The sequence below is a fragment of the Wenyingzhuangia sp. 2_MG-2023 genome (assembly GCF_030548295.1).
Classification (GTDB): Bacteria; Bacteroidota; Bacteroidia; order Flavobacteriales; family Flavobacteriaceae; genus Wenyingzhuangia.
In genome coordinates this window covers 131,441-148,912 of record NZ_JAUOSB010000006.1, presented here as the reverse complement: position 1 = coordinate 148,912, position 17,472 = coordinate 131,441, and the positions used below count along the sequence as shown (strand labels likewise).

Genomic DNA, 17,472 nt, shown 5'->3' with positions numbered 1-17,472 from the left:
TAATCAATTTATACTTAAAAATGAATATCAGAAGCTGGATTATTTTAATCATCAATTCGTTACTTTTTATTGTTGTAATTTCTCTATCTGTATTGTTTTACAATCAGTTTGAACAAACATTAGATCAAAAAGTATTGTCTCAACTAAGTTCTATTGAGCGCTTAAAGAGAGTTCAAATAGAAAAATATTTAGACATTGAATGGAAACATTTTAATCGTGACGAGTCTATTGATGATGGAATTGATTTTGATTTGAAAAACTTAAAAAAGCTTCCTTATCAAATTCATGAATCTGGTATTTACGACTTTACTCCTATTTCTGAAGAAGGTACTTTGTTGATTGGAATGATCAAAATAAAAGGCGATAAAATACAAAGTATCAAAACGTTGTCTGACGATTTTATTCAGCAAATTTTATTAGAACGTACCGGAATGGGAGAAAGCGGAGAAACTTATTTGGTAGGAAAAGACTATCGACTAAGATCTGCTTCCCGATTTTTTTCTAACAAACAACCTTATCAAATATCTGCGAAGACTAAAAGTGTTGAGAATGCGTTTCACCAAATTTTTGACAATGGTATATACAGAGATTACAGAAACGTTGATGTCTACAGCTCTTACCATCATATAAAAGTTTCCCATATTCATTGGGCTATTTTGTCTGAAATGGATGTTGAAGAGGTTATGATTCCTCTAAAAACAATGAAAACAAAATTGTCTATGATTGCCTGCTCTATTTTTATCATAGCTCTAATTTCTGGAATTTATTTTACACAATTTGTTACCAAACCACTGAACAAAATGACTTCACAAATTTTAGATATGGCAGAGGGTAATTACAATATTGACATTACCCCAAACACACACTTTAAAGAAATTAATGATATTTTAAGCGCATTAAAATCCCTAAAAAATTCTTTGATCCGAGCAGTCAATTTTTCGCATGAAATTGGAGAAATGAACCTTAGCACCGACTACCACCCTAATACAAAAGCAGATGTTCTAGGAAATTCATTGCTAAAAATGAGAGACAAATTGACGGAATATCAACATAAAATCACGCAAATAAACATCAATAAAAAGAGGATTTTAATCGAAGGTCAAGAATCCGAAAGAAAAAGATTGGCTCAAGAATTACACGACGGTATAGGTCCACTTCTTACGAGCATTCGTTTTTTTGTTGAAAACATGAATATTGACGTAAAACAGAAAAACGAAATGAAAGCAATCATAGATCATACGATTGCAGAAATTAGAAGAATGACGTATGCACTTATGCCACCTTCTTTGATTGATTTTGGTGTGGGAGAAACATTGAAAACTTTTGTAAAACTCATCCACAATACAACCAATATTGACATTGACTTTAACAATTCCATCAAAGAAAAGAAGTCTAAAATTAACACCAATATTGGTATTTCTATTTTTAGAATTTGTCAAGAATTAATCAACAATACAGTAAAATACGCACAGGCAGAAAAAATAAGAATTTCCATTACAGAGTTTGACGATTACCTTTCAATTTTTTATTTTGACGACGGAATTGGTTACAATCCAGAAACCGTAAAACTTGGTTCAGGACTGACCAACATAAGAGAACGTGTAGAAATTTTTAACGGCTTGATTACTTTTGATTCACAAAAACACGATTCAACCGTTGAAATAGAAATCCCTTTGACAGATGAACAAAATTAATATTATTGTAGCAGATGACCATCAATTGTTTAGAGATGGCTTGACCTCTTTATTAAACAAACATCCCTTTTTAAATGTACTGACAAATGTAGAAGATGGAATTGCTTTGTTTGATGCTCTAAAAACTCTAAAAACACTTCCTGATATCATTTTACTGGATTTATCCATGCCTAATATGAACGGATTTGAAGCCCTTAAAATATTGAGCAAAAAATATAAAAAAATCAAAGCTATTGCCATTTCTATGCACGACGATGGAAATTACATTGCTAGATGTGCACAATATGGAGCTCATGGATATTTGCTAAAAAACACTGACGAAGACGAAGTATTAAACGCTATAAAACAAGTGCATAATGGAGCTAAATACTACAACCAAGAACTATCTAAAAAGATGATAGATAGCATGGCAGAAGTAAATAGCATTAAAAAATTAACCAAAAAGGAATCTGAAATTCTAGAATTGTTAGCGCAAGGATTGACCACAAAAGAAATTGCCACCAAGTTTTACATCAGTACCCGAACCGTAGAAACACATAGGTCTAATATGTTGAAAAAACTAGAAGTTAAGAACACGGTAGAACTCATAAACAAAGCAAGTTCTTTAAACATTATTTAGAAAATACGTAGTAACACGTATTCTAAAATACCTTTTTTCTCATATTTACTCGCACACTATTTGAACGTAATTTTATACATGTAAAAACGTTAAAAAAGTAGTGCAATTATGAAGAATTTTATTTTGATTTTAGCAATTATGGCAATGGGTACTGCAAACGCTCAAAAGAAAAACGAACTAAAAGGTCCTGAAGCCAAAAATTACAAACCTTGGCAACACAAAGTTGCAGCAACTGTAGAAGTATACTCTGTAGACAAATCTGCATTAAGAAGTAAAGAGGTTAAAAATTACAAACCTTGGAAAAAAGGCAAAAACGTAACAACAAAAAAACTTGTATTAGCATCTAATTACAAAAGAAATGAACTACAGGGTCCTGCAGCTAAAAACTACAAGCCTTGGAGAGAGTAATCAGTTAGTTTTATATTCAAAAAAGCTCTTTGATTTGGTTCAAAGAGCTTTTATTTTGCATTCAGAATTTTGTTTATCCTATGTATTGATCTACATTTTCCCAAGGCCCACCATTCATAATGTCTACACCTTGTTGTTTTAAAAAGTCTGTAGCTTGTTGGCTTCTAGCTCCACTTCTACACACAGCTATAACTGGTTTTGCGTAAGCTTTTACGACCTCTACCTTTCCTGGTAAAGTTTGCAAAACAATATGCTCAGAACCTTCAACATGTCCAGCAGCATATTCTTCATCAGTCCTAACGTCTAATACTACAGCTCCGTTTTTTAAATATTCTTGAATTTTTTCATTGTCGAATTGGCTCATGATCTAAAATTTAATTTATACCTACAAATTTACAAATTGTTTTAAGAAAACACTCTCTAAAAAAGAGCAATACAATTCTTTCTCATCAACATCTTCATTCTTTATATTGGTTTGATTAACTTTGCAAATCAATTAGTACACATGACACATAAAGCAGGCTTTGTAAATATCATCGGAAACCCCAACGTAGGGAAATCGACTTTGATGAATGCCTTTGTTGGCGAAAAATTATCCATCATCACTAGTAAAGCACAAACCACTAGACATAGAATTCTAGGAATTGTGAATGGTGATGACTATCAAATCATGTTTTCTGATACTCCAGGGATTATAAAACCTGCATATGAGATGCAAGCTTCTATGATGGATTTTGTAAAATCTGCTTTTGACGATGCTGATGTATTGATATATATGGTTGAGATTGGTGAAAAAGAATTGAAGGACGAAGCTTTTTTTGAAAAAATAAAAAGCTCTAAGGTTCCTGTAATGCTTTTGATCAATAAAATTGATACTTCTACACAAGAACAAATAGAGGAGAAAGTAGCATATTGGCACGAAAAAGTTCCCAATGCAAATATTTATTTGATTTCTGCTTTGGAAAAATTCAACATCGAACCCGTGTTTGATAAAATCAAAGAATTGCTGCCTGAATCTCCTGCATTCTATCCAAAAGATCAACTGACTGACAAGCCCGAGCGATTTTTTGTAAACGAAGCAATTCGTGAGAAAATATTATTAAACTACAAAAAAGAAATTCCTTACGCTGTAGAAATAGAGACTGAAGAGTTTTATGAAGAAGACGATATTATCCGTATTCGTTCTATCATTATGGTAGAAAGAGAAACACAAAAAGGAATTATTATTGGGCACAAAGGATCTATGTTGAAAAAAACAGGAATGATGGCTAGAAAAGATTTGGAAATCTTTTTTGACAAAAAAATATTCTTAGATCTTTATGTAAAAGTCAATAAAAACTGGAGATCTAATGACCGACAACTAAAACGTTTTGGTTATAAAGACTAACAAAAAAGCAACTCTATAGAGTTGCTTTTTCTATTTTGTAAAATAACGTTCTTTTAAAATATTTATATGGTGCTCTACATGACCTATACAAACCAAGCCCAAAGCCAAAGGTGTCATTGCAATTTCAGAACACAACCCTGAATTCAGCAAAGTTTCTTTTTCTAAAGAATGAAATAATAACACCGTAGATTTTCTGACCGCTGCAAACTCTTCTAACAAGCTATTCATGCTTCGTCGATTGGCAAAGCTATTGACTACATACTCATTATGTTCGTAACCCGGTAAGTTTTTTTGCTCACCCCGTGCCAATGCCAACGCTCTATAAGACATGATTCTTTCGTTGTCTATAATATGCTGTACCATTTCTTTAGGAGTCCATTTGTTAGGCTCGTATTGGTAATCTTGATGTTGTATCAACTCGTTTCTAATTTCTTCTAAAACCGTAAAAGTTTGTATCAATCCATCAATTACAGATAAATTTTCAGGTGCTAAATTGATGTATCTATCGTAAAACTCTGGCATGTTTTTTAAATCTGATATTTTCATATTACAATTGTATTACATAATTATTTTGCAAGTGATATTTCTGAGCTGTTTCAGGACAAGTAGCAACACCATTTTCATCAAATTCCAAACGATGTCCATATTCACTTACCCAACCAATTTGTTTAGAAGGATTTCCTACCACCAAAGCATAAGGAAGCACTTCTTTAGTTACCACTGCTCCTGCACCAACCATAGCATAAGCTCCAATAGTATTTCCACAAACAATCGTTGCATTAGCTCCTATACTCGCTCCTTTTTTCACCAATGTTGATTTGTATTCATCTTTACGAATGACAGCACTACGAGGGTTGATTACATTGGTAAACACCATAGAAGGTCCTAAAAAAACGTCATCTTCGCAAATTACCCCTGTGTAGATAGAAACATTGTTCTGCACCTTTACATTTTCACCTAGAATAACCGATGGAGAAACCACTACATTTTGCCCTATATTGCATCTTTCTCCTATAATTGCATTGGGCATGATATGAGAGAAATGCCAAATTTTGGTTCCTTTTCCAATTTTAGCTCCTATATCTACAACTGCTGTTTCGTGTGCAAAATAATCTTGATTCATAAACTCTAACTTGATTGATTCTAAAAACACTCTAATTTCTTATATTTTCTAAATTAACTTTTCTTTCCAATTTTTCCATTGGTATTTTTTGGCCAAAATATAAATCAGTATTGGGTACAAAATAGCCATTGACAACAATTGCATCGTCAAATTAGGTTCTGAAAAATCTTTAAAAATAGCATGGGTCTGAAAAGCAGTCCAATCTGTGGTAACTAACAAAGCAGTAATTAAATTATTCCCCGCATGAAACCCCAAAGACAATTCCATTCCTTCATCCATCAATGTCATCAAACCTAATAAAAAACCTGTTCCAATGTAAAACACCATAATTCCATTCCCTAATTTATTTACTTCTGGATTTGTCAAATGCATCAACCCAAAAGCAATGGAGGTAATTACAAAAGGAAACCATTTTGTTTTGGTTATGGCACCAAAGCCTTGCATTAAATAACCTCTAAATAAATATTCTTCAAAACTAGTTTGAATGGGAATCATTACAATTGCTATCACAAAAAGTAAGGCAAATTTTTGAATGTCAAAATTCCAAACCGTCTCCTCTGGATTTAAAATCACATTCAATAAAATTAAAAAAGCATTGACTCCTCCCCACAATAAAAATGAAAACAAAACTCTTTTATAATCTATTTTAGATCTACTCGTCGTAAAATGCAACCATTTTAATTGATGAACTTTTTTTATTACAAAATACAAGCTGAACAAACCACCCACAAAAGGCAATATTATATAAATCAATGTAAGATTGCTGTCAAACAAGGTCATTAAATAATTAAAATCATCTATTCTTGAAGCATCTGCAACACCTTCTTCCACTTGTTTTAGAACAGCCAAATTGTAAGGAGCAGAAAAAAGTCCACATCCTAAAACAACAAAGAAAATCCCTAGAATGTATCTCCAAAACTGAACTTTCCCTTTTTCTGCTTGAGCTAAATATTTATTTTCCATTCTTTGTTTGTGTTGTATTGAATCTTGCCTTTTTCCACCTCCAAAGGACTTTCTATATTGTTGGTATACAAACTTCCTGTTCCCAAACCTTGTGGTAAATTTGTATCTAAGGTATAAGTGTATTGTGTAATTGCATTTAGCCCAATGTTACTCTCCAAAGCAGAAGTAATCCAATAGGCAATGTTTTGTTGATTTGCCAATGCAATCCATTCATTACTTCCATGAATTCCACCAACCAAACTTGGTTTTAAAATGATGTATTGTGGCTGAATAGTTTCTAATAATTGTTGTTTCTTCTCGTACTGAAAAACACCTATCAATTCTTCATCCAAAGCAATAGGAACGGGTGTTTTTACACACAATTCTTGCATCGCTTTTGTTTGTCCTTGTTGTATTGGTTGCTCTATGGAATGGATGTCTAAAACCGCCAAACGCTCTAATTTTTCCAATGCATTTTCTGGAGTAAAAGCTCCATTAGCATCTACCCGTAAAGTTATTTGCTCTGAACTGTACTTTTCACGAATTGAAGTTAGTAATTTGATTTCTGTCTCAAAATCTATGGCTCCAATTTTCATTTTAATGGTGTTAAAACCAGCCTCTAATTTAGCTACTATCTGCTCTTCCATAAAAGACGGTTCCCCCATCCAAATCAATCCATTGATGTCAATAGTATCTTTTCCTTGTGTAAAATCTGATGGAAACAAATCAAATCCCGTTGAACTTTCCAAAGACAAAAACGCTTGTTCCAGTCCAAATTGGATAGAAGGAAATTCTAACAACTCTATTAACAAAGTCGTTAACCCTAAAGAGATATTGTTGCAAGTCCATTGCAGTTTTTTTTCGTAGTCTGGCCTATCATCCGCACTTAAACCTCTAAACAAGCCTGTTTCTCCGTAACCCAATTTCCCTTTATTTTCAAGAATAATAAAATAGGTTTCCTTGGTTCTTAAAACACCTCTTGAAGTTCCTGAAGCTTGTTTAAAATCTAAAATGTATTTTTTATAAGTCGCTTTCATATGCTAAAAAACCTTTTGACGATGATCAAAAGGCTTTCAATTTATTACTATTTATTTTTTATTCTTCTAAAATCACTTTTGCTTTTGTCAAGCCTTTTTCAAAATCAGCTCCTAAAATTTTATCCATATCAAAAAACATCATAAAGATACTTTGAAAAAAACCATAATCTTGTTCATATCCCCATATTACTTGAGTGGCATCATCCAAACTATTGAACTTATAATATGCTTTAGAAGTAGCTTCAAAAGGCTCTATAAACTTCAATTCAGTCGTTATTTCTTGATTTGTTTTTATTTCTAATATTTCTTGTGTCCCTTTCCCCACTTCTGGATGATTGGATTCCCAAGCATGTGCAGAACCCACCATACAATCGATACCTGTGTACGTATGAATTGTTTTGGGATCTTTTGCTGCCCAAGGAGAATATTGCTCTTGATTTTTTAACGAAGCAAAAAAAGGAAACACCAACTCCATAGGTCTTTCTATCACAACAGAGCGCTCCACCGCAATACCTTTAGGAGCAAAGATTCCAGTAATTAAAATAGCAACTATAATAACTGCGGAACCGTACAAGAAAAACTTTTTCATAATGATGTTTTTAAAAAATTATATTTTATGGTTAAAAATATTAAATAATCAAGCCCAAACCAAAAAGAATGGAGAACAAAAAGGTACTCAATGCAACCTTTTTCAATTCAGGGTCTAACAAAACAGCTTCTTTATTTTTAACAACCGTAATAAAATGTTTGATCAATGGAAAAAAAGCTAATATATATATAAACTCAAAAGTACTAGTCACTCCAAAAAAGCTATAAATAAAAGCACAAAGCATTCCACCAACAAGCAATACATAATGGTATTTTTTTGCTTTTTCAGCACCCAATTTTACCACTAGTGTATTTTTCTGAGACAACATATCAGAAGCTCTATCACGCATATTGTTCAAATTTAGCACTGCTGCACTAAACAAACCAATAGTAATTGCAGGTAAAAAAGAAAGTATATCTACTTTTTGTGTGTATAAAAATTCCGAACCAACCACTCCTAACAAACCAAAAAACAAGAACACAAATAGATCTCCTAAACCAGAATACCCATAAGCTTTTTTTCCAACCGTATATTTGATAGCTGCAGCTATAGATGCCAAACCTAACAAAAAGAAAACAAGAGACAATACAAAATTTCCACTTCCAAAAGAAACATAAATTAGGGCTATCGCAACAACTAATGTTACTGCAATAGTTATATAAATTCCTTTCAGCATTTGACTTGCTGTAATTGCTCCACTTTGCAAAGCTCTTTTGGGTCCTATTCTATTTTCATTATCTGTTCCTTTTACTCCATCTCCGTAATCATTGGCAAAATTAGACAATACCTGAAAACCAATTGTTGTGAACAATGCCAAGATACAAATGTCCCAACGAAACATTCCTTTAGAAGCTGCCAAAAAACTTCCCACAATAATTCCTGATAACGATAATGGCAAGGTTCTTAATCTTGCTGCTTCAATCCAATGTTTCATCTATTTTTAAACATAAAAAAAGTGACTACTACACTTTTTAAGTGCTACATAATCACTTTGTATTTTTCAAAATTCTTATTTTACAAATTCAACGCTTCTACAATCAACTCTGCAACATCTTTTACTTGAACTGTTTCTTCTTTGTTTGCATTTTTTACTCCATCTGTCATCATGGTATTGCAAAAAGGACAACCTGTAGCAATTACATTGGGTTGGGTTTCCAAAGCATCTTGAGTACGTAAATCATTTACATCCATAGTACCTTTTTCTGGTTCTTTAAACATTTGCGATCCACCTGCTCCACAACACAAAGAGTTCTTTTTTGTTCTTTTCATTTCCACCAAACTAGCTCCTAAAGATTTGATCAAATTTCTTGGTGCATTGTATTCATCATTTGCTCTACCCAAATAACATGGATCGTGAAATGTGATTCTATCTGCAGATAACTGAGCATCTTTCAAATCTAATTTTCCTTCGTCCACCAGTTGTTGTATAAATTGAGTGTGATGAAGAACTTCATAATTCCCTCCTAAATTAGGGTATTCATTTTTTAACGTATTGAAAGAATGAGGACAAGCCGTCACTATTTTTTTTACGTTGTAAGCATTCATTACTTCTATATTGGTAACCGCTTGCATCTGAAACAAAAATTCATTTCCTGCTCTTTTTGCGGCATCACCACTAGAACTTTCTTCGGTTCCTAAAACAGCAAAATTCACATTCGCCTTGTTTAAGATTTTCACAAAAGCTCTGGTTATTTTTTTAGCTCTATCATCAAAACTCCCTGCGGAACCTACCCAAAATAAAATTTCTGGTTCTTTTCCTTCGGCAAATAAATCTGCCATTATTGGTACTCTAATCATAATGATTCATTGTAAATGATTAATTGACTACTGCTCCTCATCGACCCAATTTAAACGGTCCATTTGACTGTAAGGCCATGGAGCTCCATTGTTCTCTACATTCTGCATCATATTATTCAATTCTGTTGGAGCACTGCTCTCTTCCATTACCAAATAACGTCTCATATCCATAATAATTTCCAGTGGATCTATATTTACAGGACAAGTTTCTACACAAGCATTGCAACTGGTACAAGCCCATATTTCTTCTTTAGAAATATAATCAAATAAGTTTTTACCATCGTCTTGAAACACTCCATTGTTGGCGTCTATATTTTTTCCAACTTCCTCCAAACGATCACGTGTATCCATCATGATTTTTCTAGGAGACAACTCTTTTCCTGTTAAGTTTGCAGGACAATTACTTGTACACCTACCACATTCTGTACAGGTGTAAGCATTCATCAAGTTTACCCAAGACAAATCCGTAACATCTTTTGCTCCAAAGGTAGCAACCACTTCATCTTCCCCTTCAGCTGGTGCTGCATAAGGATCTGCATTTGGATCCATCATCATCATCACCTCTTTGGTTACATTTGGATCGTTTTTAAAAGCCCCCTTAGGTTTTAAATTGGCAAAAAACGTGTTTGGAAAAGCCAACAGAATATGCAAATGTTTGGAGTAATACAAATAGTTTAAGAATACTAAAATCCCTACAATATGTATCCACCAAGCAGTTCTTTCAATAGCGTGTACCACTCCAAAAGATAGATTTTCAAAAAAGGGTGCTATGTATTGGCTAATGGTATTTCCTGTTGCCAAATGTTGAAAATGATCATCTGTTGCATTCATCAACAAAAACAAAGACATCAAAACCATTTCAAAATAAAGAATATTGTTTCCGTCATTTTTTGGCCATCCTTTCATTTCTTTACCCAAGAATCTTTTGATGTGCATCACATTTCTACGAATCCAAAAAACAGTCACCGAAACCAAAACCAACAAAGCCAAAACCTCAAAAGTTCCGATTAAAAAACCATAGACACTTTGACCTAAAACTGGCAAAAACACACGATGTGTTCCTAAAAGACCATCTAGAATAATTTCTAAAACTTCAATATTAATGATGATAAAACCAAGGTAAACCACAATATGTAAAACCCCAGAAACTGGTCTTCTAACCATTTTAGACTGTCCCAATGCGATACGAGCCATATTTGTCCATCGTTCAGATGGATTGTCCGATCGATCTACCTCTTTTCCCAACTTGATATTGCGAATCAATTTTCTCACATTTTTAGCAAAAAAATAAATCCCTACGAATAAGATAATCGCAAATAATATATTTGGAATCCACTGCATATGTTACTCTTCTTTAGTTTCTTGATATGATTTTTCTTTCTTTCCAAACAATGAAAAGTGAACAAATCTCTTTGGATGCTCTTTTACATTTCTTAACAATTCTTCTAACTCCTTACTAGCAGCTTCTAAATTATTGTATAATTCCTCATCTTGAGTCAACAATCCTATTGTACCTTTTCCATTTTTGATGTCGGTAGTAATGGTGTTTAAATCACCAATAGTCGCATTTAACTTGTTAGAAAGGTCTACAATTTTTACTTGAGACAACGAATCTGAAAATACTTTTAAGTTTTGTGTTGTTTCATTTACATTCTGCATGGTGCTATGTATTCCTGAATCTACAACAGCCGTTGTGTTTTCTAAATTCTTTAACGTTCTATTCAACGTTGAAAAACTTTCTTGAATATTTGCTATTGTTTTCCCATCTAACATTTGACTCATTTGAACCGTTATGGAATCTATATGAGTAATTGCACTCTCAACTTTTTCTTGCAATGGATCTAATCTTCCAGTAATAGAAGCAACCATATCTTTTTCTACTTTTCCTTTTAAGTAATCTCCTGGCTTGGCTGTTTCTCCATCAAAAGAAGGAACTATTCCTAAAGATCTTCCTCCCATCAAACCACCGCTGTAAATTTTAGCTGTACTGTTTTTAGAAAAACTCACATCCTCTTCAATAGTAAACTCAACAATCAATTCTCCCTGACGTTCAGGATCTGAGCTAAAATAAATATCAACAACAGATCCCACTGCAAACCCATTCATGGTTACTGGACTTGATTTTTTTAATCCGTTTACATTTTTATAAGTTGTATAATAACTATTCAGGCTTCCACTAAGTAAGTTTCTGCCCTTTAAGTAACTAAACCCCCAGTAAAACAACGTTAGAATTACCAACGCAGCAATACCTGCTTTAAATTCTTTAGAAATTTTTTTCATAAAACGAAAATACGAATTATTTAATTTGTTTTCCCCCTCAACGCTTCTTTTAACGTTATTCTTTCATTATTTAGAAACGCTACTAAAAACGCTGACTTGTATTTTTTATCCTTGGCTTTTTGTAAATATTCTTTGGCTTTTTCATAACTACTCGTTTTCCCCAAATAATACTTGTAATAGTTCCCAACCTTAACAGCTTCAACATCAGAAAGTCCTTTAAAATTAGAAGAGACTGTACTAATTTTTTTTGTTGAGGATGCAATTTGAACCTTGTAATACACATCTGATTTTTTAGCAGAAACATCTGAAGGTTTTAAAACACTTGTTTTTGGCACTATATTTCCCTCTGAATCAAACAATACTAAAAATGCAGACTTATATCCTTTGTTTTTAGCTAGCTGCATTGCCAATTCTGCTTGATTTCTAGTTTTATATTCGCTCAAATAATATTTATATCCCCCATCTACTTTTACTCTTTCTACATTTTTAAAACCTTTAAAATTATATGATGAAGTACTGATTCTATTTTTACCCGATGCCAACTGAACTTTGTAATACATACCAGAAGAAAGTACAGGTTCTTCCATTACCTTTTCTACAGGTTTGTCTGCACTTTTCACTGATGTTTCTTGAATTGGAGCCACCATAGGTTCTCTAAAATCGGCTCCAGCTATGTTTAATTGCTGTCTTTTATAATAGTCTAAAATAGAATTGGAAATAGATTTAGACATTTGTTCTTGACCTAATTTAGAATACAAATATTGACCTTCAATTCTATTGGTTAAAAAACCAGTTTCTATCAATACACTTGGCATGTATGTTTGATATAAAACCACAAAACCCGCCTGTTTTACCCCTCTATTTACACGATTTAATTTTTTTTCAAACTCTTCTTGAATCAAACTTGCCAAAAGTAAACTCTGATCTAAGTATTCCTCTTGTTCCAAAGACAATCCAATAACAGAAGTTGGAGATTTAGGATCAAAACCTTGGTAACGATCTTCATGATTTTCCTCTTGTAAAATCACTTCATTCTCAGCTTTTGCTACATTAAAATTACGCTCATTTGCATTCAGACCCAAGACCCAAGTTTCGGATCCTATTGCCTGACTTGTATGTGCGTTACAATGCACCGAAACAAACAAATCTGCATCTGCTTCGTTTGCAATATCTCCTCTTTTCCATAAGTCTACAAAAACATCTGTTTTTCTAGTATACGCTACCTTAACTCCAGGAACGCTTTCTAATAGTTTTCCTGTTTTTAAGACAATATTCAATGCCACATCTTTTTCTTTAGCTCCTTTATACCCTATTTTACCCGGATCTTTACCTCCGTGCCCAGCATCTAGAATGACTAAAAATGGTTTTTTCTGAGCTATAACCTCAGTAAAAACTGAGCTTAACAGCAATAAACACAACATTGCTATTAGGTTTAAAGAAAACTTATGATATTTAGATATGTGAATCAATTTCATCTATAAAATTTAATTATTTTTGGGCACTTAAAGTTGGCATTCATTTTGTTAACCAAAATTATGACTTTACAAAAATAGGACTAAAAGCATTGCAAACAAATAGACACCTTATTCTTTTGACAGCTTTCTTTGTGTACATGTGCAATTTTACTGCATTTACACAAGAGAAAGAAAGCACCTTAAATACTATAACGGTTGCAAATGATTCTATTGTGCAAAACGATAGTATAGCTCCCGTAAAAAAGAAAGAAGCCATACAATATATTATTGAACATACTGCCGAGGATTATATTTTGGAAGATGTAGTCCATAAAAAAGTAAAACTTTACAATCAAGCTCATGTAATTTATGATGAATACGATATTGTTTCTGGAGAAATATTAATAGATTACAACAACAACACCGTAAAAGCCAAAGGTATTCCTGATGAAAATGGCAAATATTCTCAGTTGCCGATATTCAAATCAACAGGTAATGAAACTACTCAAGATTCATTAATTTTTAATTACAAAACTAAAAAGGCCATCATTTATGGTTTAGAAACGGAGCAAGACGGAATAAATACTTTGGGAGAGAAAACCAAAAGAGTTAACGATTCAACTATTTTTGTTCGTAATATTATTTTCACAACTTCTGACCCTCGAAATCCTGATTATTATCTAAAAACCACAAAAGCCAAAATAGTTCCTGGAAAAAAAATCATTACAGGACCTACCAATTTGGTATTGGCAGATGTACCTACTCCTGCCATATTTCCTTTTGCCTATTTTCCATTGACAAAAAAAAGGACGTCAGGAATTATTTTCCCTACCTACGGAGAATCTTTTAGTCAAGGGTTCTTTTTACAAAATGGAGGTTACTATTTGGCTATTAGTGATTATTTTGATTTGAAATTAACAGGGGACATTTACTCCAATAGTAGTTGGGGGTTTAACGCGGCATCTACCTATAAAGTACGCTACAAGTTTAGTGGAAATTTCAGTTTTAATTACGACAACCTCATTAGTGGAATAGAAGGTTTTGAGAGCTATAATGTACGGAAAAACTTTAACTTACGATGGTCTCATAGCCAAGACAGCAAAGCCTCACCTAACAATCGTTTTTCTGCATCTGTAAACTTAGGAAGTAGTCAATACTTTCAACAATCTATAAACGAATCCAATATAGGTATGTCATTGCAAAACACCTTAAATTCGTCTATATCTTATTATAAAAAATTTGTAGGTACTCCGTTCAACATTAACGTAACTGCAAGTCACAGCCAAAATACCAACACAGAAATTGTAACGGCAACGTTGCCTTCAATACAATTAAACATGGACAGGTTACAGCCTTTTGCTCCCAAAAACGGAACTGCAAAAAATGCTCTTGAAAAAATTGGTCTGACCTATTCTTTTAAAACCGAAAATAGAATCTCGGCAAATGAAGACGATTTTTTTAGCAAAAAAATGTTTAAAAATGCTAAAAATGGAGCCCAGCACAATGTAAGCTTAAGTACTAATATGAAAGTACTTAAATATTTTTCTTTATCACCAAGTATCAATTACCGTGAGGTTTGGTATTCTCAAGAAATTGAAAAGAACTACGATGCCACAGAAAACAAAGTGGTTAACGATACCATTTCAGGATTTACTACCTATAGAGACTATAGCACTTCTGCCTCATTAAGTACAACTGTCTATGGAATGTTCAAGTTTAAAAACAGTAAAATTAAAGCGATTAGACATACCATAAGACCTTCGGTAAGTTACAGCTACAAACCTGATTTTGGATCTTATTACAAAGAAGTACAAAGTGATGAAACTGGCAGCGAATACACAACCTATTCTCCTTTTGAAGGATCTATTTACGGAGGCCCTTCTACAGGGGTTACAAATGCTATTGGTTTTAGTTTGGCCAACTCTATAGAAGCAAAAGTTGCTGACAAAGACAATTTAGAAGGAGAAGACAAAAAAGTAAACATCTTAAATTCCTTAAACGTGAGCACTAATTACAACTTTGCAGCAGAAAAATTTAAACTTTCTAACTTTAATCTAAGTGCAGGAACAACATTATTCAAAAAAATGAACTTAAATTTTGGTGGTACTTTAGATCCTTACGCATTGAATGATGAAGGAACAAGAATCAATGCCTTTAGCTACAAAAATGGAGGCCCTCTAGTCCGATTGACCTCAGCTCACTTTAGTACTGTATACTCATTTTCTAGTAAAGATTTTGACAAAAAAAGAAATGGTGAAACTTCTAAAGAAGATGAAGAGACTACCGCTTACGACCAAGATATGTTTGGACAAAATCAACAAAACACAAATGATTTTGCAAACCAACCCAAAGAAGAAGATGACAAAAAAGACGAAAACAAATCACTTCCTCAATATATTTCGGCAATGCCATGGAACCTTCGTTTTACTAACACTATCACCTATAGCAATACCACTGGTGATGGTAGAATATCTCATAACACATTATACATTTCTGGTGACGTTGAATTGAGTCCAGGATGGAAAGTAGGTGTTTCTTCTGGTTATGACTTTGTTAATAATGGAATTCCTTCTACCAACCTTAGGTTTACAAGAGACTTAAGTAGCTGGAATATGAGCTTTAATTGGACTCCATTAGGAAACAATAGTTCTTATTACTTTTTTATTGGGGTAAAATCTTCGGTGTTGAGTGATTTAAAATGGGATAAACATGGTGTAAATCGAAATTTCTAACTTAAATACATTCTCATTTTTTCTTGCAACTCATTAAATGTAGTGTACAACTCAAACTCTCCATCAACTATAAAAGAGACTTCTCCCGTTTCTTCGGACACAACCAAACACATTGCATCTGTTTTTTCTGTAATACCAATAGCAGCTCTGTGCCTCAATCCAAACCTTCTAGGCAATACTTTGTCTGATAAGGGCAGTACTACTCTTGTAGCAATAATATTGTTTTCTTTAATGACAACAGCACCATCGTGCAAAGGACTATTTTTATAAAAAATACTTTCTAAAATAGGACTGTTGATTTCAATTTTCATCGTATCTCCTCGTTCTCTTAAAAAGTCTAAATTGGAATTTCTTTCGATGACAATCAACGCTCCAGTTCTGTTTTTTCCAAATTTTTCACAAGCATGTGTCAACACTTCCACATCCAAATCAATAGAAATTTCAGCTTTTAAAAACTTTAGTTGCTTGATAAAATTCTTTTTTGTTTTAAAATTTGTAGAACCCAACATCAACAAAAACTTTCGCATTTCTGGATGAAAAATAATAATCAACGCAATGGCACCTCCACTAATCAAATTTCCCAACAAAGTACTCAGCATTTCCATGTGCAAAGCATCTGTTATTCTATAAATTAAAAAAACAATGGCAATCCCTAAAAAGATGTTGATAGCAACCGTACCTTTTAATAATTTGTAAACATTGAATAGCAAAAAAGCTACCAAGAGAATGTCTAAAACATCGATGAAACTAAATTCTAAAAAATCAAACACAGACCTGTATTATATATTGTTGCCTAAAAGTAATCATTTTTACAGAAACTCTTATTTTGACAAGCAAAAACTAAAATTTATATTCGCTAAAAATATTTTTATATGGATGAGATCATCGAAATCTTAAAATATACCATTCCTTCTATTGTTACAGGAGGTGTGGCGGCTTATTTTTTAAAACAACACAATGCTTTAGAAAACAGCAAACGTAAGTTTGAACTCTTTCAAGAAAAGAAAAAACACAGTTTACCAATTAGATTGCAAGCTTATGAAAGAATGACTTTGTTTTTAGAGAGAATTCACTTAGCAAACATTACCGATCGTGTAGATCCTTATGATGCTAATAAAATAGAATATGCCAAATCTTTAATAGCAAATATAAACATAGAATTTGAACACAATTTGGTGCAACAAATCTATATGAGTACTGAATGCTGGAATGCTATTAAAAACACAAAAGACACACTTTTGAACATTATTACAGCTGAGAGCATGAAAGAAAACATTGCTAGCGGACAAGAATTAAAACAAGTCTTAAAACAAATTTCAATTGCATCCATATCACCCACCGTGGTTGCACAACAAATGATTCAACAAGAAGTACAAAATCTTTTCTAAAAAACAAATCCCCTAACTATTG

The 17,472-nt window shown here is 32.9% G+C and carries 18 protein-coding genes; 6 read left to right on the top strand and 12 right to left on the bottom strand.

The features are described 5' to 3' along the window. Positions 1-20 precede the first annotated feature (20 nt). The 3 genes from Q4548_RS09155 (at position 21) to Q4548_RS09145 (ending at position 2,721) form a co-directional block, all read left to right on the top strand. The gene (locus tag Q4548_RS09155) at positions 21-1,694 is read left to right on the top strand and encodes an ATP-binding protein (RefSeq protein ID WP_303454015.1); all 1,674 of its coding nucleotides are present in this window, start codon (positions 21-23) and stop codon (positions 1,692-1,694) included. Continuing rightward, entirely contained in the window at positions 1,681-2,313 is a 633-nt protein-coding gene (locus Q4548_RS09150; RefSeq protein WP_303454013.1) for a response regulator transcription factor, read from the top strand. Before Q4548_RS09155 ends, Q4548_RS09150 begins: the two co-directional genes overlap by 14 nt. Positions 2,314-2,421: 108 nt before the next feature. After that, positions 2,422-2,721 (top strand): hypothetical protein, encoded by a 300-nt coding sequence (locus Q4548_RS09145; protein WP_303454011.1) that lies wholly within the window; start codon positions 2,422-2,424, stop codon positions 2,719-2,721. 73 nt (positions 2,722-2,794) lie between these two features. Here the strand turns inward: Q4548_RS09145 and Q4548_RS09140 are convergent, their stop codons facing one another. Continuing rightward, positions 2,795-3,085, bottom strand: a complete 291-nt coding sequence (locus Q4548_RS09140) for a rhodanese-like domain-containing protein (protein WP_303454008.1) — start codon at positions 3,083-3,085, stop codon at positions 2,795-2,797. A gap of 141 nt (positions 3,086-3,226) precedes the next feature. Here Q4548_RS09140 and era point away from each other — a divergent pair, with 141 nt between their 5' ends. Beyond that, positions 3,227-4,108 (top strand): GTPase Era, encoded by an 882-nt coding sequence (era, locus tag Q4548_RS09135; protein ID WP_303454006.1) that lies wholly within the window; start codon positions 3,227-3,229, stop codon positions 4,106-4,108. A 30-nt stretch (positions 4,109-4,138) separates the two neighbouring features. Here the strand turns inward: era and Q4548_RS09130 are convergent, their stop codons facing one another. From Q4548_RS09130 to Q4548_RS09085, 10 genes are all read right to left on the bottom strand, one after another. Further along, positions 4,139-4,654 (bottom strand): DinB family protein, encoded by a 516-nt coding sequence (locus Q4548_RS09130; RefSeq protein WP_303454004.1) that lies wholly within the window; start codon positions 4,652-4,654, stop codon positions 4,139-4,141. A 1-nt stretch (position 4,655) separates the two neighbouring features. Continuing rightward, positions 4,656-5,231: an acyltransferase gene (locus tag Q4548_RS09125; RefSeq protein WP_303454001.1), complete on the bottom strand. Its 576-nt coding sequence runs from the start codon at positions 5,229-5,231 to the stop codon at positions 4,656-4,658. 48 nt (positions 5,232-5,279) lie between these two features. Next, entirely contained in the window at positions 5,280-6,194 is a 915-nt protein-coding gene (locus tag Q4548_RS09120) for a CPBP family intramembrane glutamic endopeptidase (protein WP_303453998.1), read from the bottom strand. Continuing rightward, on the bottom strand, positions 6,176-7,210 hold the full coding sequence (locus tag Q4548_RS09115; protein ID WP_303453995.1) for an o-succinylbenzoate synthase: 1,035 nt from the start codon (positions 7,208-7,210) through the stop codon (positions 6,176-6,178). The genes Q4548_RS09120 and Q4548_RS09115 overlap by 19 nt, the downstream gene beginning before the upstream one ends. 58 nt (positions 7,211-7,268) lie before the next feature. Next, positions 7,269-7,799, bottom strand: a complete 531-nt coding sequence (locus Q4548_RS09110; RefSeq protein ID WP_303453992.1) for an SRPBCC family protein — start codon at positions 7,797-7,799, stop codon at positions 7,269-7,271. Between the two features lie 40 nt (positions 7,800-7,839). Next, the gene (locus tag Q4548_RS09105) at positions 7,840-8,733 is read right to left on the bottom strand and encodes a 1,4-dihydroxy-2-naphthoate polyprenyltransferase (protein WP_303453989.1); all 894 of its coding nucleotides are present in this window, start codon (positions 8,731-8,733) and stop codon (positions 7,840-7,842) included. A gap of 80 nt (positions 8,734-8,813) precedes the next feature. Continuing rightward, positions 8,814-9,596: a (Fe-S)-binding protein gene (locus Q4548_RS09100; RefSeq protein ID WP_303453987.1), complete on the bottom strand. Its 783-nt coding sequence runs from the start codon at positions 9,594-9,596 to the stop codon at positions 8,814-8,816. A gap of 27 nt (positions 9,597-9,623) precedes the next feature. Next, positions 9,624-10,937, bottom strand: coding sequence for a 4Fe-4S dicluster domain-containing protein (locus Q4548_RS09095; RefSeq protein WP_303453983.1), 1,314 nt, complete (start codon positions 10,935-10,937; stop codon positions 9,624-9,626). A gap of 3 nt (positions 10,938-10,940) precedes the next feature. Next, a complete protein-coding gene (locus tag Q4548_RS09090) occupies positions 10,941-11,876 on the bottom strand; it encodes an MlaD family protein (RefSeq protein WP_303453981.1) in 936 nt (311 codons plus the stop codon). Positions 11,877-11,896: 20 nt separating this feature from the next. Then, complete coding sequence (locus Q4548_RS09085; protein ID WP_303453979.1) at positions 11,897-13,351, bottom strand: N-acetylmuramoyl-L-alanine amidase; 1,455 nt, start codon at positions 13,349-13,351, stop codon at positions 11,897-11,899. A 137-nt stretch (positions 13,352-13,488) separates the two neighbouring features. Between Q4548_RS09085 and Q4548_RS09080 the strand changes: the two genes are divergently transcribed. After that, positions 13,489-16,062, top strand: a complete 2,574-nt coding sequence (locus tag Q4548_RS09080) for a putative LPS assembly protein LptD (protein WP_303453977.1) — start codon at positions 13,489-13,491, stop codon at positions 16,060-16,062. Here Q4548_RS09080 and cdaA read toward each other — a convergent pair. Then, on the bottom strand, positions 16,059-16,832 hold the full coding sequence (cdaA, locus tag Q4548_RS09075) for a diadenylate cyclase CdaA (protein WP_303453974.1): 774 nt from the start codon (positions 16,830-16,832) through the stop codon (positions 16,059-16,061). The genes Q4548_RS09080 and cdaA overlap by 4 nt on opposite strands. A 102-nt stretch (positions 16,833-16,934) precedes the next feature. Here cdaA and Q4548_RS09070 point away from each other — a divergent pair, with 102 nt between their 5' ends. Then, complete coding sequence (locus Q4548_RS09070) at positions 16,935-17,450, top strand: hypothetical protein (RefSeq protein WP_303453972.1); 516 nt, start codon at positions 16,935-16,937, stop codon at positions 17,448-17,450. Positions 17,451-17,472 lie beyond the last annotated feature (22 nt).